37 protein-coding genes and 1 tRNA gene are annotated in these 22,799 nt (G+C 59.5%); 22 read left to right on the plus strand and 16 right to left on the minus strand.

The features are described 5' to 3' along the window. Nucleotides 1-36 precede the first annotated feature (36 nt). The 7 genes from KSS95_RS12765 to KSS95_RS12795 form a co-directional block, all read right to left on the minus strand. Nucleotides 37-1,053 (minus strand): glycosyl transferase family protein, encoded by a 1,017-nt coding sequence (locus KSS95_RS12765; RefSeq protein WP_217847468.1) that lies wholly within the window; start codon nucleotides 1,051-1,053, stop codon nucleotides 37-39. Further along, complete coding sequence (locus KSS95_RS12770; protein ID WP_217847469.1) at nucleotides 1,050-1,385, minus strand: TusE/DsrC/DsvC family sulfur relay protein; 336 nt, start codon at nucleotides 1,383-1,385, stop codon at nucleotides 1,050-1,052. Before KSS95_RS12770 ends, KSS95_RS12765 begins: the two co-directional genes overlap by 4 nt. Further along, the gene (gene tusB / locus KSS95_RS12775) at nucleotides 1,382-1,678 is read right to left on the minus strand and encodes a sulfurtransferase complex subunit TusB (protein ID WP_217847470.1); all 297 of its coding nucleotides are present in this window, start codon (nucleotides 1,676-1,678) and stop codon (nucleotides 1,382-1,384) included. The genes KSS95_RS12770 and tusB overlap by 4 nt, the downstream gene beginning before the upstream one ends. Then, nucleotides 1,678-2,037, minus strand: coding sequence for a sulfurtransferase complex subunit TusC (gene tusC / locus KSS95_RS12780; protein WP_217847471.1), 360 nt, complete (start codon nucleotides 2,035-2,037; stop codon nucleotides 1,678-1,680). The genes tusB and tusC overlap by 1 nt, the downstream gene beginning before the upstream one ends. 1 nt (nucleotide 2,038) lies before the next feature. Then, on the minus strand, nucleotides 2,039-2,431 hold the full coding sequence (gene tusD, locus KSS95_RS12785; protein WP_217847472.1) for a sulfurtransferase complex subunit TusD: 393 nt from the start codon (nucleotides 2,429-2,431) through the stop codon (nucleotides 2,039-2,041). Between the two features lie 86 nt (nucleotides 2,432-2,517). Further along, on the minus strand, nucleotides 2,518-3,897 hold the full coding sequence (locus KSS95_RS12790) for a nucleobase:cation symporter-2 family protein (protein ID WP_217847473.1): 1,380 nt from the start codon (nucleotides 3,895-3,897) through the stop codon (nucleotides 2,518-2,520). Between the two features lie 223 nt (nucleotides 3,898-4,120). Continuing rightward, nucleotides 4,121-4,792, minus strand: a complete 672-nt coding sequence (locus tag KSS95_RS12795) for a Bax inhibitor-1/YccA family protein (protein ID WP_028692373.1) — start codon at nucleotides 4,790-4,792, stop codon at nucleotides 4,121-4,123. 147 nt (nucleotides 4,793-4,939) lie between these two features. Here KSS95_RS12795 and KSS95_RS12800 point away from each other — a divergent pair. After that, a tRNA-Ser gene (locus KSS95_RS12800) sits at nucleotides 4,940-5,027 on the plus strand. 111 nt (nucleotides 5,028-5,138) lie between these two features. Here the strand turns inward: KSS95_RS12800 and KSS95_RS12805 are convergent. The 3 genes from KSS95_RS12805 to KSS95_RS12815 all read right to left on the minus strand — a co-directional run bounded on the left by KSS95_RS12805 (nucleotide 5,139) and on the right by KSS95_RS12815 (nucleotide 7,076). Beyond that, entirely contained in the window at nucleotides 5,139-6,200 is a 1,062-nt protein-coding gene (locus KSS95_RS12805) for a tyrosine-type recombinase/integrase (RefSeq protein ID WP_217847474.1), read from the minus strand. Between the two features lies 1 nt (nucleotide 6,201). Beyond that, complete coding sequence (locus tag KSS95_RS12810) at nucleotides 6,202-6,444, minus strand: DUF4224 domain-containing protein (RefSeq protein ID WP_217847475.1); 243 nt, start codon at nucleotides 6,442-6,444, stop codon at nucleotides 6,202-6,204. 365 nt (nucleotides 6,445-6,809) lie between these two features. Then, entirely contained in the window at nucleotides 6,810-7,076 is a 267-nt protein-coding gene (locus tag KSS95_RS12815) for a hypothetical protein (protein ID WP_217847476.1), read from the minus strand. A 592-nt stretch (nucleotides 7,077-7,668) separates the two neighbouring features. Here KSS95_RS12815 and KSS95_RS12820 point away from each other — a divergent pair. Beyond that, nucleotides 7,669-8,244, plus strand: a complete 576-nt coding sequence (locus tag KSS95_RS12820; RefSeq protein ID WP_217847477.1) for a hypothetical protein — start codon at nucleotides 7,669-7,671, stop codon at nucleotides 8,242-8,244. A gap of 22 nt (nucleotides 8,245-8,266) precedes the next feature. Here the strand turns inward: KSS95_RS12820 and KSS95_RS12825 are convergent, their stop codons facing one another. Beyond that, nucleotides 8,267-9,136: an adenine nucleotide alpha hydrolase family protein gene (locus KSS95_RS12825; protein ID WP_225935494.1), complete on the minus strand. Its 870-nt coding sequence runs from the start codon at nucleotides 9,134-9,136 to the stop codon at nucleotides 8,267-8,269. A 101-nt stretch (nucleotides 9,137-9,237) separates the two neighbouring features. Here KSS95_RS12825 and KSS95_RS12830 point away from each other — a divergent pair, with 101 nt between their 5' ends. The 3 genes from KSS95_RS12830 to KSS95_RS12840 all read left to right on the plus strand — a co-directional run bounded on the left by KSS95_RS12830 (nucleotide 9,238) and on the right by KSS95_RS12840 (nucleotide 10,339). After that, complete coding sequence (locus KSS95_RS12830; protein WP_217847478.1) at nucleotides 9,238-9,483, plus strand: hypothetical protein; 246 nt, start codon at nucleotides 9,238-9,240, stop codon at nucleotides 9,481-9,483. A 111-nt stretch (nucleotides 9,484-9,594) separates the two neighbouring features. Beyond that, entirely contained in the window at nucleotides 9,595-9,852 is a 258-nt protein-coding gene (locus tag KSS95_RS12835) for a hypothetical protein (protein WP_217847479.1), read from the plus strand. A 172-nt stretch (nucleotides 9,853-10,024) separates the two neighbouring features. Then, nucleotides 10,025-10,339, plus strand: a complete 315-nt coding sequence (locus tag KSS95_RS12840; RefSeq protein ID WP_217847480.1) for a hypothetical protein — start codon at nucleotides 10,025-10,027, stop codon at nucleotides 10,337-10,339. Here the strand turns inward: KSS95_RS12840 and KSS95_RS12845 are convergent, their stop codons facing one another. From KSS95_RS12845 to KSS95_RS12855, 3 genes are read right to left on the minus strand one after another with little or no spacing between them, the layout of a single operon-like run. Continuing rightward, nucleotides 10,340-10,651, minus strand: coding sequence for a hypothetical protein (locus KSS95_RS12845; protein ID WP_217847481.1), 312 nt, complete (start codon nucleotides 10,649-10,651; stop codon nucleotides 10,340-10,342). A 13-nt stretch (nucleotides 10,652-10,664) separates the two neighbouring features. Further along, nucleotides 10,665-10,937: a hypothetical protein gene (locus tag KSS95_RS12850; RefSeq protein WP_217847482.1), complete on the minus strand. Its 273-nt coding sequence runs from the start codon at nucleotides 10,935-10,937 to the stop codon at nucleotides 10,665-10,667. Between the two features lie 21 nt (nucleotides 10,938-10,958). Further along, nucleotides 10,959-11,342, minus strand: coding sequence for a helix-turn-helix domain-containing protein (locus KSS95_RS12855; RefSeq protein ID WP_217847483.1), 384 nt, complete (start codon nucleotides 11,340-11,342; stop codon nucleotides 10,959-10,961). A 168-nt stretch (nucleotides 11,343-11,510) separates the two neighbouring features. Between KSS95_RS12855 and KSS95_RS12860 the strand changes: the two genes are divergently transcribed. Then, complete coding sequence (locus tag KSS95_RS12860; RefSeq protein WP_217847484.1) at nucleotides 11,511-12,452, plus strand: hypothetical protein; 942 nt, start codon at nucleotides 11,511-11,513, stop codon at nucleotides 12,450-12,452. On the opposite strand, the gene KSS95_RS12865 is transcribed toward KSS95_RS12860, so the two are convergent. Together KSS95_RS12865 and KSS95_RS12870 are read right to left on the minus strand one after the other, a co-directional pair. Next, on the minus strand, nucleotides 12,453-12,686 hold the full coding sequence (locus tag KSS95_RS12865) for a hypothetical protein (protein ID WP_225935495.1): 234 nt from the start codon (nucleotides 12,684-12,686) through the stop codon (nucleotides 12,453-12,455). A gap of 356 nt (nucleotides 12,687-13,042) precedes the next feature. Beyond that, nucleotides 13,043-13,771, minus strand: a complete 729-nt coding sequence (locus KSS95_RS12870) for an XRE family transcriptional regulator (RefSeq protein WP_217847485.1) — start codon at nucleotides 13,769-13,771, stop codon at nucleotides 13,043-13,045. A 103-nt stretch (nucleotides 13,772-13,874) separates the two neighbouring features. Between KSS95_RS12870 and KSS95_RS12875 the strand changes: the two genes are divergently transcribed. The 16 genes from KSS95_RS12875 to KSS95_RS12950 all read left to right on the plus strand — a co-directional run bounded on the left by KSS95_RS12875 (nucleotide 13,875) and on the right by KSS95_RS12950 (nucleotide 22,792). Continuing rightward, the gene (locus KSS95_RS12875) at nucleotides 13,875-14,153 is read left to right on the plus strand and encodes a helix-turn-helix transcriptional regulator (protein WP_217847486.1); all 279 of its coding nucleotides are present in this window, start codon (nucleotides 13,875-13,877) and stop codon (nucleotides 14,151-14,153) included. Nucleotides 14,154-14,300: 147 nt separating this feature from the next. Then, complete coding sequence (locus KSS95_RS12880) at nucleotides 14,301-15,044, plus strand: DnaT-like ssDNA-binding domain-containing protein (RefSeq protein WP_437179544.1); 744 nt, start codon at nucleotides 14,301-14,303, stop codon at nucleotides 15,042-15,044. Next, nucleotides 15,041-15,724 carry a replication protein P gene (locus tag KSS95_RS12885; RefSeq protein WP_217847487.1) on the plus strand — a complete coding sequence of 228 codons (684 nt, stop codon included), beginning with the start codon at nucleotides 15,041-15,043 and terminating at the stop codon, nucleotides 15,722-15,724. Before KSS95_RS12880 ends, KSS95_RS12885 begins: the two co-directional genes overlap by 4 nt. Next, nucleotides 15,721-15,933 (plus strand): hypothetical protein, encoded by a 213-nt coding sequence (locus KSS95_RS12890; RefSeq protein WP_082337785.1) that lies wholly within the window; start codon nucleotides 15,721-15,723, stop codon nucleotides 15,931-15,933. Before KSS95_RS12885 ends, KSS95_RS12890 begins: the two co-directional genes overlap by 4 nt. Further along, nucleotides 15,915-16,211, plus strand: a complete 297-nt coding sequence (locus KSS95_RS12895; RefSeq protein ID WP_217847488.1) for a DUF1364 domain-containing protein — start codon at nucleotides 15,915-15,917, stop codon at nucleotides 16,209-16,211. Before KSS95_RS12890 ends, KSS95_RS12895 begins: the two co-directional genes overlap by 19 nt. After that, on the plus strand, nucleotides 16,208-17,506 hold the full coding sequence (locus KSS95_RS12900) for a tyrosine-type recombinase/integrase (protein WP_217847489.1): 1,299 nt from the start codon (nucleotides 16,208-16,210) through the stop codon (nucleotides 17,504-17,506). Before KSS95_RS12895 ends, KSS95_RS12900 begins: the two co-directional genes overlap by 4 nt. Then, nucleotides 17,503-17,772 carry a hypothetical protein gene (locus KSS95_RS12905; protein ID WP_217847490.1) on the plus strand — a complete coding sequence of 90 codons (270 nt, stop codon included), beginning with the start codon at nucleotides 17,503-17,505 and terminating at the stop codon, nucleotides 17,770-17,772. Before KSS95_RS12900 ends, KSS95_RS12905 begins: the two co-directional genes overlap by 4 nt. Beyond that, nucleotides 17,769-18,086: a hypothetical protein gene (locus KSS95_RS12910; protein WP_217847491.1), complete on the plus strand. Its 318-nt coding sequence runs from the start codon at nucleotides 17,769-17,771 to the stop codon at nucleotides 18,084-18,086. Before KSS95_RS12905 ends, KSS95_RS12910 begins: the two co-directional genes overlap by 4 nt. 10 nt (nucleotides 18,087-18,096) lie before the next feature. Beyond that, the gene (locus KSS95_RS12915; RefSeq protein ID WP_217847492.1) at nucleotides 18,097-18,438 is read left to right on the plus strand and encodes an antiterminator Q family protein; all 342 of its coding nucleotides are present in this window, start codon (nucleotides 18,097-18,099) and stop codon (nucleotides 18,436-18,438) included. Between the two features lie 133 nt (nucleotides 18,439-18,571). Further along, nucleotides 18,572-18,823, plus strand: coding sequence for a hypothetical protein (locus KSS95_RS12920; RefSeq protein ID WP_217847493.1), 252 nt, complete (start codon nucleotides 18,572-18,574; stop codon nucleotides 18,821-18,823). Between the two features lie 135 nt (nucleotides 18,824-18,958). Then, nucleotides 18,959-19,324: a hypothetical protein gene (locus tag KSS95_RS12925; RefSeq protein ID WP_217847494.1), complete on the plus strand. Its 366-nt coding sequence runs from the start codon at nucleotides 18,959-18,961 to the stop codon at nucleotides 19,322-19,324. Between the two features lie 135 nt (nucleotides 19,325-19,459). Then, nucleotides 19,460-19,783: a phage holin, lambda family gene (locus KSS95_RS12930; protein WP_217847495.1), complete on the plus strand. Its 324-nt coding sequence runs from the start codon at nucleotides 19,460-19,462 to the stop codon at nucleotides 19,781-19,783. A gap of 3 nt (nucleotides 19,784-19,786) precedes the next feature. Beyond that, nucleotides 19,787-20,167, plus strand: coding sequence for an HNH endonuclease (locus tag KSS95_RS12935; protein WP_217847496.1), 381 nt, complete (start codon nucleotides 19,787-19,789; stop codon nucleotides 20,165-20,167). Beyond that, nucleotides 20,067-20,456 carry a hypothetical protein gene (locus KSS95_RS12940; protein WP_217854082.1) on the plus strand — a complete coding sequence of 130 codons (390 nt, stop codon included), beginning with the start codon at nucleotides 20,067-20,069 and terminating at the stop codon, nucleotides 20,454-20,456. The genes KSS95_RS12935 and KSS95_RS12940 overlap by 101 nt, the downstream gene beginning before the upstream one ends. Before the next feature lie 114 nt (nucleotides 20,457-20,570). Then, nucleotides 20,571-21,047: a phage terminase small subunit P27 family gene (locus tag KSS95_RS12945; protein WP_217847497.1), complete on the plus strand. Its 477-nt coding sequence runs from the start codon at nucleotides 20,571-20,573 to the stop codon at nucleotides 21,045-21,047. A gap of 8 nt (nucleotides 21,048-21,055) precedes the next feature. Continuing rightward, nucleotides 21,056-22,792, plus strand: a complete 1,737-nt coding sequence (locus tag KSS95_RS12950; protein WP_217847498.1) for a terminase large subunit — start codon at nucleotides 21,056-21,058, stop codon at nucleotides 22,790-22,792. Nucleotides 22,793-22,799 lie beyond the last annotated feature (7 nt).

The raw sequence follows: 22,799 nt of genomic DNA on the forward strand, positions 1-22,799 counted from the left end.
GAATAAATAGCGCAAAGAATGCCGCTATCCAATCGATCAAATCGATGGGTTGCGCGCGCGCCAGTAAGCCCGTGCCTGGGCGAAGGCCTGCTCGCGGCCCTGGCCAAGGCCGCGCAGCGCCAGGGCCATGGTCGCGACCACGGCCAGTTCGCCGTAGCTGTCCTCGGCCTCGCCGCGCCAAACCGCCAGCAGGTGCTGGGGTTGCAGGCTGGTTGGCTTGACATGGCGCTGGGCGCTGAGGGCGGGCCATTCTTCGTCCCAGGCTTCGCCGGCCGCGGCGCCGTAGAGGTGGCTGGTGACATCCGGGTTGACCTCGATCTCGCCGCCGTCCCCCTTGATCACCAGGGCATGGTCGCCGAGCAGGCGGCTGGCCTCGCGGTGCACCGCCTGGTAGCCGGGGTGGAAGATGCTCTGCAGGCCACAGCGGGCGGCCAGCGGGTTGAGCACCCGGGCCAGCGAATGGATTGGCGAGCGCAGGCCGAGGGTGTTGCGCAGGTCGATCATGCGTTGCAGCTGTGGGGCCCAGTCCTGCAGCGGGAAGAACGCCAGCTGCTGGGTATCCAGTGCCTGGCCCACGGTGGCCCAATCGCGGCACAACGGGATCGCCAGCAGCTCAAGCAGCTGCTCGGTGTACAGCCGGCCGGCGGTGTGGGCGCCGCCGCCGTGCATCAGGATGCGCACGCCACTGGCGGCCAGGCACTTGACCGCCAGCAGGTACCAGGGCAGGTGGCGCTTCTTGCCGGCATAGCTCGGCCAGTCGAGGTCGACGGCAATGGCCGGCGCCTGGAGGTGGGCCCGCAGGGCCTCGGTGAAGCCAGCCAGCTCCTCGGCGCTTTCTTCCTTGTGGCGCAGCAGCATCAGGAAGGCGCCGAGTTGGGTGTCCTCGACCTTGCCTTCGAGCAGCAAGGTCATGGCCGCGCGGGCCTCCTCGCGGCTCAGGCCACGGGCGCCGCGCTTGCCCTTGCCAAGGATGCGCACGAATTCGGCGAACGGGTGCTCGGCCGGGGTTTCCAGGGTCAGGGGGCGGACGATGTTCGACAGAGGCTCGGTCATATGCAATTGGTCGGCTTGGGCAGGCCCGCCAGCTTGGCGGCCAGTTTGGCGGGGGTGCCGTTGAACAGGCGGTTCAGGTGTGGGCTGTTGCCTTTGTCTGCACCCAGCTTGAGCGCGGTGTACTTGATCAGTGGGCGGGTCGCCGGCGACAGCTGGTACTCCTGGTAGAACTGGCGCAGCAGTTCGAGGATTTCCCAGTGGTCCGCCGTGAGGGTGATGGCCTCGCGCGCCGCCAGGGCTTCGGCGGCTTCGTGGGACCAGTCCTGCAAATCGACCAGGAAGCCGTCCTTGTCCAGGGCTATGGCGCGTTCGCCGACAGTCAGGGTACTCATAGCCAGCTGTTGACCTTGTCGTAGTGCAGGGAAAGTTCGACGAAGGCCGGGTAGTCCACGGCCTTGGCCAGGGGGCTGTCGAGGCCGCGGGCGTGCAGGTCTTCCGCGAGGGCGAACAGGCGCTCGCCGAGGTTGGCGGCCTGCAGGGCGGCAGACGGCGCGCTGCCAGCCTTGAGCGCGTAGGTGGCGTCGCCGCACAGCAGCAGCGCGTCGTGGGGGCCCAGCAGGCGCAGGCAACTGGCCAGGCGCTCGTCGCCGAAGGGTGAGTGGGCGATTACATGCAGGGTGTTCATCAGAGCGTCACCACCTGGTCGTAACGGGCAATCAGCGCGCTCAGCGCGGCGTCGTCGAGCACCGCGACCGGGAGTTCCAGCGTTGTGCTGTCCAGGCCGCGGCAGGCCAGGCTGTGGGCGCAGGCGAACAGGTCCTCGACGCCGAACATCGGCAGCGCCTGCAGGTTGGCGGTCAGGTTCTTCTGTTGCACGGCATCGGGGTGCTGGGCGGTGCTTAGCTGGAACACGCCGTCATCGAGGAACAGCATGCCCAGCGGCAGGTCGAAGGCGCCACCGGCCAGGGCGATGTCCAAAGCTTCGCGGGCGGACGGGCCGCTCCACGGCGCCTGACGGCTGATGATCAACAGGGATTTGGCCATTTCAGTCGCCTCCGAAGCAGACCAGGCGGTCGGCCAGTTGCGCAGCTTCGTGCAACTGGCCCAGGCCGGACAGCTCCCACGGCATCGGCAGGTTCACCGCCGGGCGCTGGTAGCGGTTGGCCTCGGTGTCGTCCAGCACACCGCGGCGCAGGGCCGCGGCGATGCATACCACGGCGTCCAGGCGATGGTCGCTGACGAAGGTGCGCCACTGCGCGGCCACATCCAGCTCGTCCTGGGGCGTGACGATGTTGGCCGAGGCGCTGTGCACCCCGTCCTGGTAGAAGAACAACCGGGCTATTTCATGCCCGCCGGCCAGTACCGCCTCGGCAAAGCGCAAGGCGCGGCGCGAGGAGGGCGCATGGGCCGGGGAAAAGACCGCGATGGCGAATTTCATGGAAGGCTCGTGCAAATGAATGCGGCCATGATAAAGCAAAAAGCCCGCGCTGGTGGGCGCGGGCTTTTTGCTCTGGCGGGCGCGGCTCAGGCCTGCTCCTTGCCCTCGGGCAGGAACCAGTTGAGCAGCAGGGCGCAGATGCCGCCGGTGGCGACCCCCGACTCCAGCACGTTGCGCAGCGCCGCTGGCATGTGCGCGAGGAACTCCGGTACCTGCGCCACGCCCAGCCCCAGGGACAGCGACACGGCGATGATCAGCAAGGCGCGGCGATCGAGGCGGGTGCTGGCCAGGATATTGATGCCCGAAGCGGCTACCGCACCGAACATCACCATGGCCGCGCCACCCAGCACCGGCTCCGGCACTGCCTGGATCACCCCGGCGACGCAGGGGAACAGCCCCAGCAGAATCAGCATCACGGCAATCCACACGCCGATATGGCGGCTGGCAATGCCGGTCAGTTGGATCACCCCGTTGTTCTGGGCGAATACCGAGCTGGGGAAGGTGTTGAACACGCCCGCCAACAACGAGTTGGCACCGTTGACCAGCACGCCGCCCTTGATCCGCTGCATCCATACCGGGCCTTCCACCGGCTGGCGCGAGACCTTGCTGGTGGCGGTGACATCACCGATGGCTTCCAGCGAGGTGACCAGGTAGATCACCAGCATCGGGATGAACAGTGACCAGGAGAAACCCAGGCCGAAGTGCAGCGGCGTCGGCACCTGGAACAGCGCGGCCTGGTGCATGCCGGTGAAGTCCAGGCGGCCCAGGTAGCCGGCCAGGGCATAGCCCACGGCCAGGGCGATGACGATGGCGCAGCTGCGCATCCACACCACCGGGATGCGGTTGAGGATGACGATGATCGCCAGCACCACGCCCGACAGCAGCAGGTTCTCGCCATCGGCAAAGGTGCCGTTGGCCATGGCGCCGAAGCCGCCGCCCATGCTGATCAGGCCGACCTTGATCAGGGTCAGGCCGATCATCAGCACGACGATGCCGGTCACCAGCGGGGTGATCAGGCGTTTGACGAAGGGCAGGATGCGCGAAACACCCATTTCCACGAACGAGCCGGCGATCACAACGCCGAAGATCGCCGCCATCACGCTTTCCACCGGCGTGCCTTGCTTGACCATCAAGGCGCCACCGGCAATCAGCGGGCCGACGAAGTTGAAGCTGGTGCCCTGGACGATCAGCAGCCCGGCGCCGAACGGGCCGAAGCGCTTGCACTGCACGAAGGTGGCGATACCCGAGATCACCAGCGACATGGACACGATCAGGTTGGTGTCCCGCGCCGACACGCCCAGGGCCTGGCAGATCAGCAGGCCTGGGGTGACGATCGGCACGATGATCGCCAGCAGGTGCTGCAGGGCCGCCAGCAGGCCGATCAACAACCGCGGCTTGTCCTCCAGGCCAAGAACCAGTTCATTGGCAGGCGCCGCCGCGCCTGGGCCGTGTTCGTGTGAACTCATGGGAAATGCTGCCCCGGAAGAAAAAAGGAGCGCATTCTACGGGCTGAATCGGCATTGGGGTAGAGGCAAGCACGATGGCGACATAATCGCGGATGAAACACTGAATAAGCTGACTTTTAGGTCAATGCTTGCCAGGCTATCGATCGCCAGCCCTAGCGTTTCGAACAGGCACGAAAAAGCCCGCCGAAGCGGGCTTTTTGTGGGGCAATGGTTACCGATGCGATCAGTCGTCGCGCCCCATGATGCCAAACAGTTGCAGCAGGCTGACGAACAGGTTGTAGATCGACACGTACAGGCTGATGGTGGCCATGATGTAGTTGCGTTCGCCGCCATGGATGATGGCGCTGGTCTGGAACAGGATGCAGACCGACGAGAACAACACGAAGCCGGCGCTGATCGCCAGTTGCAGGCCGCTGATCTGGAAGAAGAAGCTGGCCACCACGGCACCCAGCAGGACGAAGAAGCCGGCGGTGATGAAACCGCTGAGGAAGCTCATGTCCTTGCGGGTGATCAGCACGTAGGCCGACAGGCCACCGAACACCAGGGCGGTCATGGCGAAGGCCGAGCTGACCACTTCGGCGCCGCCGGCCATGCCCAGGTAGCGGTTGAGGATAGGGCCGAGGATGAAGCCCATGAAGCCGGTGAGGGCGAAGGTGGACACCAGGCCCCAGGCCGAGTCACGCAGCTTGTTGGTGAGGAAGAACAGCCCGTAGAAGCCGATCAGCACCACGAAGATGTTCGGGTAGCCGACGCGCATCTGCTGGGCGACGAAGGCCATGATGCCGCTGAAGGCGAGGGTAAGGGCCAGCAGGCTGTAAGTGTTGCGCAGGACCTTGCTGACCTCCTGCTGCTCGACCTGCTGGCCGTGTTGGACGGCGTAATCCTGTTCGCGCATGGCGCACTCCTTTGGGGTGAGACCGCGGTCCGGGACCTGCGGTATTGGAACATATGGCGCAAAGCATACCAGAGCTGCCGCAACCCGCGACACAGAGAGTTTGACAGCGTGTTTCATTACGGTATGATTGCCGCCGCAAAACCAGCTGGAAGCGTGGCCGAGTGGTTTAAGGCAACGGTCTTGAAAACCGTCGATGGGCAACTATCCTAGAGTTCGAATCTCTACGCTTCCGCCATATTCAAAGCCCTGATTTTTCAGGGCTTTTTGCGTTTTTGTGGCATAGTAAAACCACCCATGGGAACACCCTTGGGAATGGTTTTATTTGTCAGCGCTGGCAAAACTTTCTCTATTTGGTGGGTTTCGCCAGAGCTCCAACGCGGCGGTAAACCCGTTCGGTGATGTCGCCCTTGGTGTGCCCCAGCAGCAGGCTGGCGTGGTCGACGTCAGTGATTTCAGACGCAGCTTTTGGGCGGATGTCTCGGAACTGGAACTGGCTGATCCGGCCGGCCAGGACCTGGTCGCCGGCTGCGACTGCTTCCTTCACAGCTTTCTCTCTGGCATCGTCCCATCGATGGCGAAGCATGGCCGCCGAGACCCGTTTGCCTGAATCGGTCAACAACAGGTAGGGCGATCCGTGGGGTGCGTTCCGCTCCAGAATTTTTCTGATCAGACTGCCCAGGCCACTTTCCACTCCGTCCACCTCGAGCATGATCCGCAGCTTCTTGTTGGTCTTCTTCTGTTTCACGCCGAGGGCATTGCCCTCGATGTCGTCCCTCCTCATCACCAGCACGTCCGCCGGCCGCTGGCCCGTCAAATACGCTAAGTCCATGGCGTCCTTCAATTCACCAACCGCTTTCGCGTAAACCGCACTCCAGATTGCGTCGTTCGCGTAGAAGTCCCGCGGCACCTCCTTATTCTTGCGTACACCCTGGCAGGGGTTCTCCCGGTTGGTCAGACCCCATTCACGGGCGATGTTGAAGATGTGCGATAGGGTGGCGATCTCGCGATTCGCCCTCACTGGGGCGGTCCTGGCATCGCGATACTTCGCCACATGCGCAGGGGTGATGCCGTCGATTGGGGCCTTCTCGAAGTAGTTTCGCAACTGGCGTATCTCGGCCAGGTTGTCCTTCTGTGTGCGTGGCGCCTTCTTCGGGATGATGTCGCGCTCGTATCGGTCAAAGATCGCACCCAGGGTGACCAGGTCCTTGGGTTTCTCCTTCGCTTCCAGTTCGGCCCACTTCAGCCTTGCCAGATTCAGGTCAGTGCCCAGCGGTACCGGCTTCCCAGACTTATCCAAGTAGAAGTAGCTGATCCACTCCTTGCCAGGGTTTTTCTTGCTTTTACTAGTGCGCTTGCGCCGGTACATGCCGGGCGGCAGGTCACGGTTCTCAGTCTTCCGTGGGCGCATTTCACCTCACCTTCGAAATGTCAGGTGTCCACGCAGGGACTACAGGTGGTGGCGACGCCGTTGGTACTATTCCAAGGCTCACGCCCAGCTTCATGCGGACGTAATGGCGGCCAACCAGTGGGCGCCCGCTGCGGGTTTCAACGAATACCCAACCACGTTCCTCAAGCCAGCGGCGCTGATATCCCCTGGCCTTATAGCCAGTCAGCTCGGCTAGCTCTTCGTCCGAAAGAATCTCGGTTTGCATGTGATGGTCTCCACGCCGCTGGTCGCGGCAGGTGTGATTAAATGGGTCCTCAATCAGGAGGATCGATATGGGCAAGACAGCCAATAAACCGTTCTACTTCGCAGGCGCACCGCTCGTTGCGATTGGTGCCGCCTTTGCCGCTGTAGGGGCGTCGGGGCAGGAAGCCTTCGGCTACACCGCAGTTGGGCTACTGGTGCCTGGCTTGTTGTTGCTCGGGGCGGGCTATAGGTCGAGTCGCCAGCGGGCTTAGTGGGGATCAGCCTTTTCCTACAGACCCTGCCCAGCGAGTTCGTCATGATTCGTTTGGTCGCTCAGTTAGTCGTCTTGGGTCCAAGACCGACGTAAACCTGGCTGGGCGGCTCTACCTAAGTCATGCGCTTGCCGGGTGGCCAAGATGCGTATTCTCCCGGTGGCAGCTCGTCGGTCACGTCATGACCGGCCCACTCAAGAAACTTGCCGATCGGCATGCGCGGATAGTGCCGCCCAGGTGCCACCGATGGTCCGTCGTACTGGACCTCATCCACGCCGACATAGATTACGGTTCGATCATTAACCAGACCGCAGCTGCGCACGCACGCGGGCTTCTTGCCGCGATAGGTACGGCCGCGCTGTAGTTCGAGTAATTCAGGCATGACGATTCCTTGGCTGCTGTATCGCAGCGGCGAGTTGAGGGAATAGGGTTTGAATTGGAAGGAGTACAGGTGTGCTCTTCGCGTCATGATCAGGCGTCTGGGCACACACCATCGCCGTTCAAGTCCTCGCACAACTGTGCATCGCATTCGGGGCAGTCCGTGAGCCGGTAGTGTTCAGCTTCCTCGCAATGCTTACATCCAGGGGGTGGGCCGTATGTGGCCTCCGGCTCTGCGCTGGTTTGCATTCCGTCAGTTAGCCAAGCTGCGACCTGGTCAGCGCTCAGAACGGCGAGGGTCTCGGAGCACTCATCGCAGCCCAGCACCAGCAGGCACTGAACATCTTGTGTGGTGAGCCGGCCATGTTGAGCGTGACCGGCGTTCTTGTTGTGGGTCTGCCAAGTCAGGGCGGTGCTGCCGCATTCGCGTCACGGATGCAGAGTTTCTTCTCGGTGTTGGATCGGTTTTCTGTGGGCATGGGGATACCTTGCGGCTATAGTGCCGAACTTGAGAAGTGGTTAGCATAAAACTGTATCCTGCCGAGCCTTATGCTTTGCACTTAAAGTCAGCACCGTACGCTCCAGATGGGGGATAAATGAAAGATAAATTTGTCAATGGTTTTGAAAGGGTGGTCGTATTCTTTCCTGCGCTTGCCATAATTGCGGCGCTAATTGCAGTTTTTCAACTGGCCTATCAATACACAACAGAAGCGTCAACTAGTATCGGGTCTCGAGTGGATTCGCTGAATGACGTAATTAAATATCAGAAAGCGCTAGAGGATGTCGCAAAGACTCAGGCTGAGGTTGAGAAAATCAAAGCAATTTTCAGCGAGATTCCAACGGAAAATCCGGGTGAGATCGGCGTGCTCGAGATGGCCGAATTTAAAGAGCGAATGCGGTCGATTGAACAAAAAGTTAATGGCCTAGATACTGCAATCAATTCAAGTCCCGAAAAGTCTCTAGCTATACCGGTTTTACGCAAGGATTTCGACTACTTAGTTAAGGATGCTGAAAATCAGCGAGCTATTTTTCGGGCTGAAATTGATAAGATTTATGAGCAGCAAAAATGGATTACTAATGGGATAATTACGGTGCTTTTGTTGGTGATAGCTTCTGGCGCCGCGTTGCTTGTCAGGATCTGGCTCAAAGGCTCCAAGATTGCTTCCGACTGATGAGTACCATATTGAAAACAGCTTAGTCGCTACATATGCAGTCTATAAGGTCATCGGCTTCATCGAAGTACAAATCCAGCGGCATCTGGCGGCCCACCTGGTCAGCCATCCACGCCATCGCCTTGTAGTTTGGGCGATCCCGGCGGAACACCTGGCCGGTACGCTCTTCCGCCTCGATCCACCAGCGGGCCGCGTCGGGGTTCTCGATGATGGCCCTAATGATCTTCTCGGGTGACTTCAGGAAGCAGAGATCGCAGTTACCCAGGTCGGAGTCGATGCCCAGGTCGAATAGCTGGCGCGCCCAGAAGCTGTTTACATCAGCCTTCAGCACGCCGGCGTGGTACATGGGCGTCACGTTTTCCCAGCGGTTTCCCCCTTTCTCGTTCGCCGCCATCATGCGGTGGTACCGCCGCGGCTCGTCTGCCCGGATGCCGATAACCGCGTCCCAGGAATCCAGGCCCACCACATCACGCATGTACCAAGTGCTGGCCTTGATCTTCATCCTATCCGTGCACATTCGGTTGACCGGGTTCGGCAGGATGGGTGGCTCGCCCTTTTCCTCGCGGCGATAGTCGGCGTAGTACTGAAGCATCAGGTCGAACGGCTCTCCGTTCCGGCTTGCCGTCTCGTAGCTGACGATTTTCCAGCGCAGGCCTTGGTCATACACCCCGTCGAATTCCAACCAGGTGATGGGTACATTCCAATGGCGTTGGCACTCGCGAATGAAGTCGAGCGTTTCATCGCGCTCCTTGCCAGTGTTTTGGAAGGTGACGTGCACCCCTTCGGGGAGCTGGCCGCCATGCGCTTCGAGGATGTGGTACAGCATGTAACCGGAACTGCGTCCGCCACTGAAGCCGATCTGCGCCGGCCCAGTGATCTGGTAGGGGGGCATGGGCAATCTCCATTGCAGGCGCCGCCCTCGCCGGGGTGGCGTGATTGGTTGAAGTGAGGTATCTGTGGCGGCTATGGCATGGAGCCGTTCAAGGAGATGCGATGTTTGCTCGGATTGTTGTTGGGCTTCTGATAGGTTTCGTGGCAGGCATTGTTGAAGCTCTCGGCCCCTCGTTGTCGACGAAGTGGCGCACTATTACGGAAGCACTGATCTTCCTGTTGGGGCTCGGCTTTGTCATTTCATCGTTCATGTTCGGAGCGGTGTACGGGGTAATGGCCTTCGCTGAAATAGCTGGCGGTTACTACGCGTTTTCCAAGGTCGCGTCAGCCAAAAAGGCAAGACCTTAAATGCGCCGGCGCTCCATCCGTCGAGGCCAGCGAATAGGTAGATTGCTGTGATCATGGGAAATTCTCTGGCACATGCTAGAGTGCTATAACTTACCAACGAAGGGGTTAGAGATGGTCCAAGTAGTTGAAGTCATCGCGGAATTCAAAGCTGACGGATTCATCAATGTGGGGCGGGGAACCCGTGCGCGAGTGGTTCGCCTTCATGATGCGGAGCAATACGGAATAGAAGTTGACCATGTGGTGAGGGGAGTAGCCATACCATCTGGCCTTTTCGATACCGTAGAAGATGCGAAAGCGGCGTTAATTCAATTCTGGGATGAGTGCAACGAGGCACTCCAAAATAATCCTTCATGGATGCAGGTTCTATAGCAAAGCGGCTCTGGATGATGGCGCCGCCCTCGCCGGGGAGGCGCTATCGTTGAAGAGGAAGAAGTGCTGGCGGGCAGCGCCGGAAACGTGTTGCTCTCGCAAAGCGACTTTTAATCGTCAGGCGAAGTGAGGTAATCCATAGCAACCGCATGGTGCGGTTCAGGAGTCGTTTATGTCGGTTTGGAGTGAGATTTTTTCCGGTGCAGTAGGAGCATTGGTGGTTCTTGCAGTTCAGAAGGGAGTCAGTTTCTGGGCAGATCGAAGAGATTCACAGGCCATCTATCAATGGCTGGAGAGCGAATCTAAGATCCCAGGGGCTCCGGACTACCGATCAACTCGAGCTATCGCAAGCAATGCGAATTTGACTGAAGAAAGGGTTCGTCAGCTTTGCAGCGTCGATACCCGGATCCACCTGTCCACAGGAACCAATCCGGACCTATGGACGCTCAATGAGTCCAAGCGTGACCCCCAGCATCAGATGTTTTGATCACTGGTCCAGACAAAGCCTCAAAGCCTCCCGCGACCGGAAGTTCTCGAGCTTCCGCGCCACAGATGGTGACACCATGATTTCGTGGCGCGGAGGTGTCAGTAGCGGCAGTGCTCCGTCCAGGCCCAGCGCATGTAGGTGATGAATCATCAGCGTCATCGCCTCGCCTTGTTCCTTTATCCCGGCCCACCCCATCAGTTCCAGCAGCGCCTGTTTAGTCCCTGGTCGAACTTTCAAGCGCAGGTCCTCTTCCTGCAGTCGCTCGGCCTTATGGCGGCGTCGCTGGTCGCGCTCTGCTTGGTCCATCGCCATACGTCACCTCCGTTTAATCTGCGGTGCGGGAAATGCTGGTTCGCTTGCCTGCTTCCATTGCCTCAATAAGACGCATGGCCGCACGGTGGCTAAAGCAGAATCTCTTGGTTTTGCCGGTAGCAATTTCAATGATGTGCCAAGCCTTGCCCTTGGCGACTGCCTGGAACAGAGGTTCGGGAGCCGGGGCAGGGCGGCCAATCAACTCGTAGAACTCGGCGGTAGCCATGAGGGAGCGTGCACGCAGGGCGGCCAGGCCGTCCACGCGCTGCTGCATGGAGTGGTGCATAGTATGATCCTCTGTTGGGATTCAGGCGTGGTGCTCGAAGGCCTCGGCCTTGCGAACGATTCGAATCTGGGCGGTGCGCCGCTCGGGCGCTCTGCGATCGCGGCGCAGTGGATCGCCGTCATCGATGACCGCATGCATAGCGATCAGGCCGGCGAGAGCGATGCATAGCGGACTGATGATCTGCCGGCGCATTGCTTCGGCCACCGCAGCGGCACGACGGGCCACGCCGAGCTTGAACATCGCGTTTTCAATACGGTTGGCGACTGTGCCCGGGGTGATCTGCATCTGCTGAGCAATCTGTTTGGCGGTCATGCCCTGGGCGACGCCGAGCAGCGCCTCCAGCTCGCGAGGAGCCAGCCCTTTGCCAAGGTGGCCTGTCCATGTGCCGCAGGTGATCGTTTCCATGAGTGGTCCTTGGTGGGCTGCATTGGAGAGCCGATCCCGCCTGTCTCCCTGAACATGTTGATGTAGGGTCGGGAAGGGCTCTCCGATGCAGTCGTAGTGGCACACTGCCAATTTAGGGCGAAATGATTTACCCTGACCGCTGAACTGGCAGCCAGGGACGAGTGCAGAATGACGACTACCATCACCTGTATCGAAGACTTAAAAGGTCGCGAGCAATACAGAGAGTTCCTTGACTTCAGTGAAGGTAGTGGCCGCGAGTTACTTGATATTGTCACCGACTATTCTTTTCCTGATACCAAAATGATTTCTTGCGGCATCCAGGGTTGCCGCACTATGCATATGCGTGGTTTTTTAGTTGTGACCACTGATGGTTTGGAAACAAATATCGGCAATGTGTGCGGAAAGAAATACCTTGGGGAAAATTTCAAAGTAAAAAAAGCGATCTTCATTCAAAGGCAGAATGAAGAGCGGAATATGTTTTTAATATCTGAGTTAAAAGACAAGATCCGTTTGCTCAAACCACTCCTTAGGGAGTTATACCTCAGGGCGAGCTCTGTGGTGAAGCTGAAGATGGTATGCAATAAGGCTCATCCCCAACTGGTTAGACTAATTGTCGAACGGGCTAAACTTGACCGGCCAGTACTTACCGGGCCAGTGCCAATGACGCGCGCCGAAGCCAAGAGCTTGCATTTTCACGAGGCCAAGGAAGATGCGGATGGCAAAGTAGAGGCATTTGAGTCATGGTTTATACGGCGCCGACCGAAGAAAATTGTACAATTGGCATCTTTGGAAGGGCTTCTTTTCTGGAGGTTCGATTTGCATCAGATGCTCCGGCGAGACGTTCTGGATGTAGTGTCTGAGCTGGAATCGCTCAATGAAGAAGAGCTTTCGGGATTATCAGCCTCCTCTCAACGTAGGTTTGCGCGATGGGGGCAAGGACTTGATAATAAAGTTTCAGAGGTCGAGAGTGTGATCAAGGCCGGTGAGCAGTTTTTTGTTTGTGAAAATATCGACTCTTTGGGACTGTTTGAACCCGACCTTGACAAGAACTCTCGATCAACCTTGCGGTATGCGCTTGAAGCTGTGAAGAAGGCAATAAAGAGCAGCTGATCAATTCGGCATTTCTTTTTGCTCAGGCTCGTACATGCACAGATTTCCGCCGCCTGGCCGCTCGATAGTTTTAAGCATCTCTCTCTGTAACTCCCCGATTGCCCAGGCTGCTGCTAATACAACGAGCTCTCTGCACGAGGCATCATTCGCCTCGAACCCTTGAATCAAAATCCGTCCCTTCTCAACGATCACCGCTCCTACTCTGGTAATGCATATTTTATTTTCGCTAACCATGTGTGCCTCTATGCGTCTCACGATTTTCCGTTTGGCCCTGCGGTGAAGGCCAATCAGTAAAATCCCCGGCTTCTTCGCAAGCGAGAGGCCGGAGCATTTTGGTTGTTGTTCCTCCAGCCGCGGCGCTCACCCGCTGGAAAACTGCATTGGCGCTTTACGCTGCACGCCCAGGGCAGTTGCCACCCCTCTGAACAGTTGAGGCCTGTCCATCGCTGCCTTCGTTGCTGGCCGGTGTCGATCCGGCGAAGGCAAATATCACGTATTGTGTTATTTGATGTCAACACGAAACGTGATTATTTTTCAGGTGAGCAACAAAAAACCCGGCATTTAGCCGGGCTTGGTTGGCGAAAGGAGTGCTACCAGAGGACCGAGGACCAGAAGACTTTCCCTAGTATGACGATCTCTTTAGCGACCATCTCTTCTGCGCTGTATTCCTCGTCAGGATGCTCATCACGGTTGAAGCTGCGCATCCTGATTCCACCACCAGGCAAGCGGTATAGGGTTTTCACCCGCAGCTGCCCGCCATGGTTGATTGCGTACATCTTGCCATCGATTACGGTAGTGGCGCCCTGATCAACGCCGACTGTACTTCCATCGGGTAGCACGGGCTCCATGCTATTGCCGCCAACGGTCACACAAACTGCTTCGCTTGGTTGCACGTTCTGTCGGCGAAGGGTGATTTTGCCGAACCGCAATTTGCGCGTATGTGATTGCTCAACAACCGTGCGGCCTCGGCCTGCTGAAAGCTCGACCTCTTTCAGGTAGGGCACGTACACCTCATCTCCATCCAATGGCGTTTCGTCATCCCACACATCAAATGGGCCAATCATCGTCGCGTTTGATTCGACCGCCTCAGCGCCCGCTTCCGGGGCGCTCGGTTTGTAATCCAAGATGATTTCCGACTCATCCACACCAATCGCATGTGCAATTAGGCGCAGATCCGCGAGAGATGGCTCCCGCGTATCAGTTTCGTAGTTGCCCACCCGTGATTGGGATTTCCAGCCGCAGGCAGTCGCCAGCGCGGCCTGGGAGAGCCCGGCGGCCTTGCGGTGGCGTTTGATGCGTTGTCCGAGGGTCTCTTTCATAGCCGTGATTGTAATCACGTTACGAAATACCTCGCTTTCACTCTTCGTGATTGAAAATAACACGTTACGTGTTTATCCTGGGGTCCAGTCAAGAGGAACCCCTATGAACCACGTTCGACAGATCCGAAAGGGGGCGGGAATCAGTCAGGCCAGTCTCCGGCGAAAGCTCGATTGGAACCAATCACGGCTCGCCAATTATGAGGCGGGGCGGAGGGCCCCAGGGCTGGAAGAGGCAAGACAGATCGTCTCGGCCCTAAATCAACTTGGAGCGAGTTGCGCCCTGGATGATGTTTTCCCTGTTTCAGCCGGAGGTCTGACGCCAAGTGGTGCAGATTCTGATCTAGCCAGCCTTGTGCGAGTAGATGGCCAAAACACCTGCTAATTCATCCAGTACCCAAATCGCGGGCATAAAAAAACCGGGTGGCAGCCCGGCTTTCTCAACTTCTGAATCGGGATCAATTATGCATTTCTCCAATGATGCGCGCAATGCTGCGCCTGTCGCTCTATGCCTATCGCAATGGTGGCAAGCGTGAGCGTACAAGCCATGACCTGGGCACTCGCCATTCCCAAAGCTGCACTTGAGAATCCTGCAGCCCGTCATGTCCTGCTCTGCTTGGCCAACTACGCAGGCAGCGATGGAAGAGGGGCATTCCCTTCTGCCGGGACTCTCTCTGACGACACCGGCCTTTCTGAGCGAACAGTACGGCTGAAGCTAGATGAGCTCGCCCAGGCTGGTTGGATCGCTGAGGGTAACCAGGCAATTGCTGCTGCCCATATCGATCGCCGCGACCGTCGCCCCGTCGTTTACGACCTACTAATTAAGCGGGGTGCAACTGCTGCACCTCGTCCTGAACGGGGTGCAGGAAACAGCACGGGGTGCAGCTCACAGCAGAACGGGGTGCAGCAAAACGCAGAACGGGGTGCAGCAGCTGCACCCAATCCGTCATTGAACCAATCTACTCTCTCTCTGCGCGAGCCGTTCCCAATGTCCCTCGAATGGGAACCGAATCCGGAACTGCTGAAAGCCTACGCCCGTCGGGCGGGTCTGACCCTGGATCAGTTCAACGCGGTTGCCATATCCGGCTTTGTGCTCCACCACGATGCCAAGGGCGTGGCCCAAACCGAAAAGCAGTGGCTGGCCGCCCTGGTCAGTTGGGTGAAGTCCGATCTCGCCCGTGCTGCACGCTCGCCCGTTGCTCGCACCGGCGGATCGCAGCGCACCAGCTTCGATGACGATGACACGTCGTGGATCGGAGAAGAGGGCGACCAATGAATCAGGTTGCAACCGTGGCCCATGGCTTGTGGGCAAAGGTCCAGGCTGGCCAATACGTCGCCTCGGATTACTCGCTGCCTGCCGACGTGAAGGCCGAGCTCAATCGCAAAACTGCTGGGGTGATCAACGACCTGTTCCGCGATCTGCGCACGATCTGCAGCGCCTGGAAGCAGGCATGGCCGGATGAAGCGACGTACAAGGCGGCCAAGCAGCAGTGGCTAACCGCGTTTCTTGAGGCTGGCATCAACACGCCGGAGCAACTGCAGTTCGGTTTGATGCGCTGCCGGCAATCCGGCCGTGAGTTCATCCCGGCGCCCGGGAAGTTTATCGAGTGGTGCCAGCCTTCACCGGAAATGCTGGGCCTTCCCCCGCTGGCTGCTGCCTTCCGTGAGGCTTGCCGTAATGCGCATCCCGCCATGGCAGGGAAGGGCAAGTGGACCCATGACGCGGTCTGGCACGCGGCCAAGGAAAGTGGTTTCGAGAACTTGAGCAAGCTGGCTACTGACGTGAGCGCCAAGCTGTTCGAGCGCAACTACACGATTGCCGTTCGGCGCCTGGTCGCAGGTGAGCCGTTGCAGAGGATGCCGCTGGCTCTCCCTGCGGAGGTGCCAGGCCAGCGCACGCCAAAAGTGGGGAATGAAGCCCTGGCGGCGATCCGATCCAGGATGCTCGGCCGATGATCGAGCTTCCCGCACCTGACCTCACCGAATACCGATACGCGCTGTACTGCCGCTCCGATCTGTTCGGGCTCTCCAGTACCTCGCATCCACCCATTGCGCTCTATCGCGACGAAGCTTCGGCCGTCGCGCATGGACAACTCATGTGGCCGAGCGCTTACACCGTCATTGACCTTCATGGAGAAGACAGCCCATGCGGCAATCGAAGCTGACCAAGGCCGCACGCGGCCGGGAGTGCCAAGTGCGCATTCCCGGGGTGTGCAACGGCAATCCAGAAACTACCGTGCTTGCGCATTACCGTATGGCGGGCACCTGCGGTGTGGGTTTGAAACCACACGACATGCAGGGCGCTTGGGCCTGCAGCGCCTGCCATGACGCCTGTGATGGCCGTAGTCGCGATGTCGACCGCGACACAGCGCGGCAGTACCACGCCGAGGGCGTGATGCGTACCCAGGCCTCTTTGATCAATGAGGGGGTGTTGATCGCATGAGTGCGACCCGGGAAGTGAAGTTCAGCGAGGCCGAAGTTCGCCGGCAGGCTGCCGACAAGGCCGTACGCGACCTGCGCGACCCTCGTCACCCTGGCCTGTACCTGCGGTTCTGGATCACCCGCGAGCGCGGCACGTGGCACCTGGTGCGCGGCAGGAAGTGGGTGCCGGTCGCACGTTGGCCCGACTTGGGCGTTGCAGCGGTGATTGCCGAACTGCCCGCGCTGCGTCGGCGTCTGTTGCGAGATCCGGCCACCGCGCCCGTGGCGTCCGGCATAGGTACCGTGGGCCAGCTGCTGGACTGGTACGGCGACCGGATGGCCCGTGATCGCTCATTGTCGGCGAAGCGCAAAGCAGGCGCACGGTCTGCCATCGCTCAGCACTTGAAGCCGCGACTGGCGGATCTGGCCGTGACGGACGTGAGTGCCGACTCTCTCGACAAGCAACTGATGTGGCCGGCTCAGGCCGATGTGTCGCTCTCCTATCTGCGACAGATGTTCGCCCTGTTGCTGACCGCCTTCCGCCAGGCCTTGAAGCTGGGCCTGATCGACGGGAACCCCATGGCCGGGATGCGCTTCAACGACTTTACCAAGGCCAAGATCCTGCCGAAGGCGGCGCGCCTGCGTGACGTGCAACTGCCCGAGCTGATGCAGCAACTGGCTCACGCCTTCGACGCGACCCCCAGTGACGCGATGCTGGCCCTGATGATGCTGGCCCACGGCACCCGAATTGGCGAGACCCGTATGGCGCGATGGGCTGATGTCTCGTTGGCGGCGGCCGAGTGGTTCATCCCAGCGGCGAACACCAAGACTCGCACCGAGCACCGCTTGCCTCTGACCGCCCAGCTGCAAGCAATGCTGACCCGGTACCGGGCGATTCAGCAGGCTCAGGGTTACCAGGGCGCCTACCTGTTCCCGAGTCGACGCGGGCTGCCGCTCAGCGAGACGCAGGCCAGTGCCGTCTTCACCCGGTTGGGGCAGGGCGCCTGGACCAGTCACGACCTACGCAAGGTGTCCCGCAGCACCTGGACCGACCTCGGCATCGACGGCCACATCGGCGAGATGCTGCTGAATCACTCGCTGGGCAAGATCGCCAGCACCTACATCCACACCCAGGCCATGCAGCAGCGCCGGGCAGCCCTGGAGAAGTGGCACACCTGGTTAGACGGCATTGGTTTCGGTGCCATTCACGGCCTTACAGAGGCCTTATCCGAGATTTTTCATAACGGCGCGCAGCCCGCTAATGGCGGGGCTTCGAGCGACCTTACCGAATTTGTTACTAGCGAGGATTCGAAATGAGCAGCGGCAACAAGATGCGCTCCGACCTTCCTTCGGTGCTCAAGCAGTCGATCACCGACCATCCTGGCTATCCGGGCTTCGTTGCCTGGTGCGAGAGCCAGCTAATTCACCCTTACCCGATCTATTTCCTGATCTGGCAGGCCTCTCGCGAATCGCTGCGCATCAGGAACCCTTTCGAATTGATCATGGGTGACCCTGATGGGCAGTGGGCGCACGACGTGGTTGAAAAGTCGCTACGCGCCCAAGGGCTGAAGGTGGTCGATTGATGAAGAAGCGTGGCCCGGACTTCAAGAAGGCCGTGATCGAGCTGGACAAGTGCCCTTTGTGCCGCGGGAGAGCGGTCATTCAGGGCGTGTTTCACGAACTGCCATGCGACCACTGCAACGCCTCTGGCTGGGTAGCGGCTGCAACTGGCGAGGTCCTGGCCCTGGATGAACTGGTGACCCAGCTCAGCATGAGGCTGCAGGCCGCGACACGGCAGATCGAGCAATTGAGGAAGGTGGGGGCCACAGGCCCGGCAGCGGCATATCTGGATGGAAACCGGCTTGGCGCCGGCGGCACGAACTACACCGGGGATTGAGGGGAAGAACATGAGCCATTTGGAAAGAAGTGCCGAGGAGCTGCTGGAGCATTGGGGGCGGTGGGTTGTGCTGGGGTCGGGCGTGTCGTGCTGTGCATCGCGGGAGAACACGATCCTGGATCCAATTATCACCGACGACGAAGCTCTCTTCGTTGACCGCCTGGTCGGTCGGTTGTTGCAGCGCTATGCCGAGTGCGGCGCCGTGATCATGAAGTACTACACCTCGCGGGATACTTCGTTGCGTGATGTGGGCAAGAAACTTGGGTTTGGCGAGGAGAAGACCCGCCAGCTGTGGAAGGCAGGTGTGGCATGGGTTGATGGTGCTTTGGATGTTCGGCGTGAGGCCGCTTGACATCCCCGGGGTCTATCTGTAGCTTTTACGTTACTTTGCGGTTTTTCCGCGTGCAAAGCCCGTTATGAGAGCGGGCTTTTTGCTTTCTGCTGGTTGTGAAATCATTGCTCTCTTTCAGAGAGGAGAGCCAGTGATGGACAGGGACACGCAGCGGGAAATCAGCAATATTGTTGAGTACGTTCACGACGAGGCGACCAAGGAGTTTGCTAATGTCAGGTCTCCAGAGCCGTACGAAACTCATGTGTCCAGCGGGGATAGTCATCCGGACCGAGTTCGCCTAATTGGTGAAGGGATCCGTGTTGGTCTGCGCGATTACTACCGTCCTGAACGTATCACTGTGACGGTCGCTGAAAGTGGTTATTTCATCCGGATTCAGCGGGCCTAACCCGCAACATTCTTAAATATTCACTGCTTACGAAGCCCTGGCAATTGCCGGGGCTTTTTCGTGATGGCTATTGGCTTGCATGGCATGAGCTGACTGAATAGAGTGGCGACCTATTTTACGTTTGAGAGGGATCTTATGCGGTCGCTGTTTGAAAAGACGTTCGGCGGATTAACCCGTAGCTGCTACATCCGCCATGCTTTCTTTGGTGCCCTTGTTGCCATATTCCTTGCGGTACTGGTAGCTAACACTCCACACGGAATTTTGGGTAAGCCAGGCTTCATCCCGTTTGTTGTCATCAATACATTGCTGTACCCCTACGCAAGATTTGTTTACGAAGGCGTGATCGACTACATAGTTGGCCGTAACGTCTTCGCTGGACCCGCATTGCCGATGATGGCGGTAAAGTGCTTTACAATCGCGATGTGCTGGACATTCTCTCTATTCATCGCACCCATCGGTCTGGCCTATCTGTACTGGTATCACAGCCGTGCGGCTCGCTGATAACTAGCAAAACTGGGGCATCAAAAGATTCGCGCCCCATGCAATAGGGATACCTGAACTAGTCCCTACCTACCCCAAAGGCTCGCCAAATAGGCGGGCCTTTTTCATTTGCACTCCCAGTCGGGAGGAATCGAGATGGCCCATATGCCTGAGAAAGACCCTGGCCTCTGGGCCGCGGTACTCGCTTGGTTGGCAGCACACCAGCCACAACTCTCCACGGGTGGCATAGCCGCTGCCGTGGCGATGTTTCGAGTCATTTATGGAGGCGGCCGAGGTCGCAAGGTCCTACTTGAAGGCGCGATCTGCGGCTTGATCGCTGTGAGTCTACTGCCAGTGCTGGAGTACTTCGCCCTACCTGCGAACCTTTCGGTCTTCGCAGGCTGCATGGTTGGCTTCATGGGAGTGGACAAGCTTCGTGAGTATTCCGACCGTTTCATGGGAAAGAAGGTGGAGGGCTGATCTATGCCGCCCAAGGCTAAGCGCCCTTGTCGAATACCTATGTGTCCCGGCAAGACAAGTGACAGCCATGGTTACTGCAGCGCGCATGCCTCGCTCGCAATTGGTTGGAACAACCCGTGCCGCGGCACTGCTGAGCAGCGCGGGTACGACTGGGCGTGGCGCAAGCTAGCCAAGGCGGTGCTCAAACGTGACCGCTATCTGTGCCAGTGTCCAGACTGCAATGGTCGGCGCCTACCAGCTACAGAGGTTGATCACCGTGTACCGAAGTTTGAAGGGGGAACGAATGACCCAACCAACCTGTTTGCCATCAATGAAAACTGCCACAAGTTCAAAACGGCGGCAGAGTCGGCACGGGCGCGGTCAGGCTGTCCGCCTGGCGCGTGAGGCAATGCGTTTGCGCAAAAAACCGATCAGGCGCAATCGAAGTGCCGAGCTGATTCGCCATGGTGACTGGCATCTGGATCGAGCGCTGTACTGCTGGAAAAACATTCATAAGCTCGGAATTTCAGAGCTGATTTCGCGTGTTCTGCATGAGTTGGTGGCAGCAATTGACGCATACATGCATGCCGCTGACGGAGTGCCAGAGCGTCCGTTTACACATCTGGCTGCCCTAATCGATGGCGAGAGTCTGCGGGCAAAATTAGCGAAAAGTGGTCAAAAATCGTCCAAGTGAGGGGCGAGGCAAAATCTCTACAGCTTTTGTCTCTCTCCACCGATCGCCCAACCGGTCTTACACACCCGCGAAATTAAAAAAAATCGCATTTCAGAAAATCGGGAGGCCTGAACGATGGGGCGACCCGCGAAACCTACCGCCCTCAAGCTGCTGCAGGGCAATCCTGGCAAGCGAAAACTCAAGAAGGACGGCCCCGCGCCGGCGCCGCTGGCGGAAACACCAGACGCCCCGGAGTGGCTTGGGGAATGGGCCGTGGAAATGTGGTGCGCCATTGCGCCCTGGTTGACCCAGACCGGGATCATGACCCGCACCGACACGCACAACCTGGCGGTTTTCTGCGCCGCCTATGAGCGGTGGCGGCTGGCTGAGGCAGAAGTGGCCAGCAAGGGCATCACCGTCGTGGACGCCAAGGGCGTGCTCAAGAAAAACCCCGCCTGCACCGTGATCAACGAGGCGCTGCGTCAGCTGGCCAGCTTCGGGGCAGCCCTCGGGCTGGACCCGGCCAGCCGTGCGCGCCTGATGGGCAGTGGCGGGCCGGAGAAACCAGAAAACCCGTTCATCGTGCTCAAAGGAGGGCGGGCCTCGAAGTGAGTTAGGACATGGCCAGCTACCCGAACGTAAACGCGGCGAACAAGTACGCCCGCGACGTGGTGGCCGGCAAGATCGCTGCATGTAAGTACGTGCGCCGGGCCTGCCAGCTCCACCTGGATGACCTGGTCAAGTCGAAGAAGCGTAATTTCCGCTGGACCTTCGACCGCGACACGGCCGAGCAGGTGGCGGTGTTCATCCAGCTGCTGCCGCACGCCAAGGGCAAATGGGCGGCGCTGCGTGAGCTGATCAAGCTTGAGCCGTGGCAGCTGTTCATCTTCTGCAGCATCTTCGGTTGGGTCGACAAGAAAACCCGCCGCCGGCGGTACCGCGAGGTGTACATCGAGGTGCCGCGCAAGAACGGCAAGAGCGTGCTGGCCGCCGGCGTCGGCCTATACATGCTGGTCATGGATGGTGAATTCGGCGCCGAGGTATATTGCGGGGCGACCACCGAGCGGCAGGCCTGGGAGGTGTTCAAGCCGGCGCGGCAGATGGTGCGGCGCACGCCCGAGCTGGTCGAGGCCTTTGGCATCCAGGTCGCGGCCAAAAATCTGTCGGTGATCGGCGACGAAAGCAAATTCGAGCCGCTGATCGGCGACCCCGGCGACGGCCAGTCGCCGAGCTGCGCCATCGTGGACGAGTTCCACGAACACACCTCGGCCGCGCTCTACGAAACCATGCTGACCGGCATGGGCGCCCGCGATCAGCCGATGATGTTCGCCATCACCACGGCGGGCTACAACATCGCCGGGCCGTGCTACCTGCAGCGCGCCCAGGTGATCGACAAGCTGGAAGGGACGGTGCCGAACGACGAGTTGTTCGGGATCATCTACACGATTGACGAGGACGACGACTGGAAAGACCCGGCGGTCCTGCGCAAGGCCAACCCCAACTATGGCGTATCGGTCGGGGCTGAGTACCTGCTGAAACGCCAGGCCGATGCAACGCGTTACCCGTCACGGCAAAACGCGTTCAAGACCAAGCACCTCAACATCTGGGTCAGCGCCAAGGAAGCCTGGCTGAACATGGCCGACTGGGAGGCGTGCGGCGACCCCACGCTGACCCTGGACCAGTTCCTGGGCCAGCGCTGCTGGATCGGCATTGACCTGGCCAGTAAATCGGATATTTGCGCGGTGTCGCTGGTGTTCCTCGACAAGGTGGAGCTGGTCCCCGGCAGCGGCAAGTGGGTCAACCGCTGGACCATCTTCTGCAAGTCGTTCTTACCCGAAGGCGCGATAGAGCGGGGTGGGCCGAACAAGGCTGCTTACGAGGCCTGGGCCAACGCCGGGCTGCTGGAAGTCTGCGACGGCGAAGAAATGGACTTCGACCTGGTGCGTGACATGGTGGGCGAATTCGCCGGGATGTTCGACGTGCAGGAAGTGGCCTACGACAAATGGCGCGCCACCCAGCTGGCCCACCAGCTGCAGAAGGACGGCGCCGAGGTAGTCGAAATGGGCGGTGGGGTAGCCAGCATGAACCTGCCCATGCGCGAGCTGGAAGCGGCGCTGCTGTCTGGCCGTGTGCGCCACTGCAGCGACCCGGTACTGGCCTGGCAGGCCGGTAACGTCGTGGTGCGTCCGTTCAAGGGCTGCATCACGCCGATGAAGGCCGACGAAGGCAAGACCGACATGCGCAAAATCGACGGCATTGTCGCCGCGCTGATGGCGATGAACCGCGCCATGGTCAGCGAATTTGAGCCGGAAGGGCTGTTGGCCAGCCTGACCGAAGATGACCTATTAGCTATGTGAGCCCCTA

Origin of the sequence: Pseudomonas muyukensis (genome assembly GCF_019139535.1) — a bacterium.
Classification (GTDB): Bacteria; Pseudomonadota; Gammaproteobacteria; order Pseudomonadales; family Pseudomonadaceae; genus Aquipseudomonas; species Aquipseudomonas muyukensis.

Bases quoted from the DNA above. Each gene is read 5' to 3' on its own strand.
- KSS95_RS12765 (WP_217847468.1), bottom strand. From the start codon at position 1,053: ATGACCGAGCCTCTGTCGAACATCGTCCGCCCCCTGACCCTGGAAACC.
- KSS95_RS12770 (WP_217847469.1), bottom strand. From the start codon at position 1,385: ATGAGTACCCTGACTGTCGGCGAACGCGCCATAGCCCTGGACAAGGAC.
- tusB (WP_217847470.1), bottom strand. From the start codon at position 1,678: ATGAACACCCTGCATGTAATCGCCCACTCACCCTTCGGCGACGAGCGC.
- tusC (WP_217847471.1), bottom strand. From the start codon at position 2,037: ATGGCCAAATCCCTGTTGATCATCAGCCGTCAGGCGCCGTGGAGCGGC.
- tusD (WP_217847472.1), bottom strand. From the start codon at position 2,431: ATGAAATTCGCCATCGCGGTCTTTTCCCCGGCCCATGCGCCCTCCTCG.
- KSS95_RS12790 (WP_217847473.1), bottom strand. From the start codon at position 3,897: ATGAGTTCACACGAACACGGCCCAGGCGCGGCGGCGCCTGCCAATGAA.
- KSS95_RS12795 (WP_028692373.1), bottom strand. From the start codon at position 4,792: ATGCGCGAACAGGATTACGCCGTCCAACACGGCCAGCAGGTCGAGCAG.
- KSS95_RS12805 (WP_217847474.1), bottom strand. From the start codon at position 6,200: ATGCGCCCACGGAAGACTGAGAACCGTGACCTGCCGCCCGGCATGTAC.
- KSS95_RS12810 (WP_217847475.1), bottom strand. From the start codon at position 6,444: ATGCAAACCGAGATTCTTTCGGACGAAGAGCTAGCCGAGCTGACTGGC.
- KSS95_RS12815 (WP_217847476.1), bottom strand. From the start codon at position 7,076: ATGCCTGAATTACTCGAACTACAGCGCGGCCGTACCTATCGCGGCAAG.
- KSS95_RS12820 (WP_217847477.1), top strand. From the start codon at position 7,669: ATGAAAGATAAATTTGTCAATGGTTTTGAAAGGGTGGTCGTATTCTTT.
- KSS95_RS12825 (WP_225935494.1), bottom strand. From the start codon at position 9,136: ATGCCCCCCTACCAGATCACTGGGCCGGCGCAGATCGGCTTCAGTGGC.
- KSS95_RS12830 (WP_217847478.1), top strand. From the start codon at position 9,238: ATGTTTGCTCGGATTGTTGTTGGGCTTCTGATAGGTTTCGTGGCAGGC.
- KSS95_RS12835 (WP_217847479.1), top strand. From the start codon at position 9,595: ATGGTCCAAGTAGTTGAAGTCATCGCGGAATTCAAAGCTGACGGATTC.
- KSS95_RS12840 (WP_217847480.1), top strand. From the start codon at position 10,025: ATGTCGGTTTGGAGTGAGATTTTTTCCGGTGCAGTAGGAGCATTGGTG.
- KSS95_RS12845 (WP_217847481.1), bottom strand. From the start codon at position 10,651: ATGGCGATGGACCAAGCAGAGCGCGACCAGCGACGCCGCCATAAGGCC.
- KSS95_RS12850 (WP_217847482.1), bottom strand. From the start codon at position 10,937: ATGCACCACTCCATGCAGCAGCGCGTGGACGGCCTGGCCGCCCTGCGT.
- KSS95_RS12855 (WP_217847483.1), bottom strand. From the start codon at position 11,342: ATGGAAACGATCACCTGCGGCACATGGACAGGCCACCTTGGCAAAGGG.
- KSS95_RS12860 (WP_217847484.1), top strand. From the start codon at position 11,511: ATGACGACTACCATCACCTGTATCGAAGACTTAAAAGGTCGCGAGCAA.
- KSS95_RS12865 (WP_225935495.1), bottom strand. From the start codon at position 12,686: ATGGTTAGCGAAAATAAAATATGCATTACCAGAGTAGGAGCGGTGATC.
- KSS95_RS12870 (WP_217847485.1), bottom strand. From the start codon at position 13,771: ATGAAAGAGACCCTCGGACAACGCATCAAACGCCACCGCAAGGCCGCC.
- KSS95_RS12875 (WP_217847486.1), top strand. From the start codon at position 13,875: ATGAACCACGTTCGACAGATCCGAAAGGGGGCGGGAATCAGTCAGGCC.
- KSS95_RS12885 (WP_217847487.1), top strand. From the start codon at position 15,041: ATGAATCAGGTTGCAACCGTGGCCCATGGCTTGTGGGCAAAGGTCCAG.
- KSS95_RS12890 (WP_082337785.1), top strand. From the start codon at position 15,721: ATGATCGAGCTTCCCGCACCTGACCTCACCGAATACCGATACGCGCTG.
- KSS95_RS12895 (WP_217847488.1), top strand. From the start codon at position 15,915: ATGCGGCAATCGAAGCTGACCAAGGCCGCACGCGGCCGGGAGTGCCAA.
- KSS95_RS12900 (WP_217847489.1), top strand. From the start codon at position 16,208: ATGAGTGCGACCCGGGAAGTGAAGTTCAGCGAGGCCGAAGTTCGCCGG.
- KSS95_RS12905 (WP_217847490.1), top strand. From the start codon at position 17,503: ATGAGCAGCGGCAACAAGATGCGCTCCGACCTTCCTTCGGTGCTCAAG.
- KSS95_RS12915 (WP_217847492.1), top strand. From the start codon at position 18,097: ATGAGCCATTTGGAAAGAAGTGCCGAGGAGCTGCTGGAGCATTGGGGG.
- KSS95_RS12920 (WP_217847493.1), top strand. From the start codon at position 18,572: ATGGACAGGGACACGCAGCGGGAAATCAGCAATATTGTTGAGTACGTT.
- KSS95_RS12925 (WP_217847494.1), top strand. From the start codon at position 18,959: ATGCGGTCGCTGTTTGAAAAGACGTTCGGCGGATTAACCCGTAGCTGC.
- KSS95_RS12930 (WP_217847495.1), top strand. From the start codon at position 19,460: ATGGCCCATATGCCTGAGAAAGACCCTGGCCTCTGGGCCGCGGTACTC.
- KSS95_RS12935 (WP_217847496.1), top strand. From the start codon at position 19,787: ATGCCGCCCAAGGCTAAGCGCCCTTGTCGAATACCTATGTGTCCCGGC.
- KSS95_RS12940 (WP_217854082.1), top strand. From the start codon at position 20,067: ATGACCCAACCAACCTGTTTGCCATCAATGAAAACTGCCACAAGTTCA.
- KSS95_RS12945 (WP_217847497.1), top strand. From the start codon at position 20,571: ATGGGGCGACCCGCGAAACCTACCGCCCTCAAGCTGCTGCAGGGCAAT.
- KSS95_RS12950 (WP_217847498.1), top strand. From the start codon at position 21,056: ATGGCCAGCTACCCGAACGTAAACGCGGCGAACAAGTACGCCCGCGAC.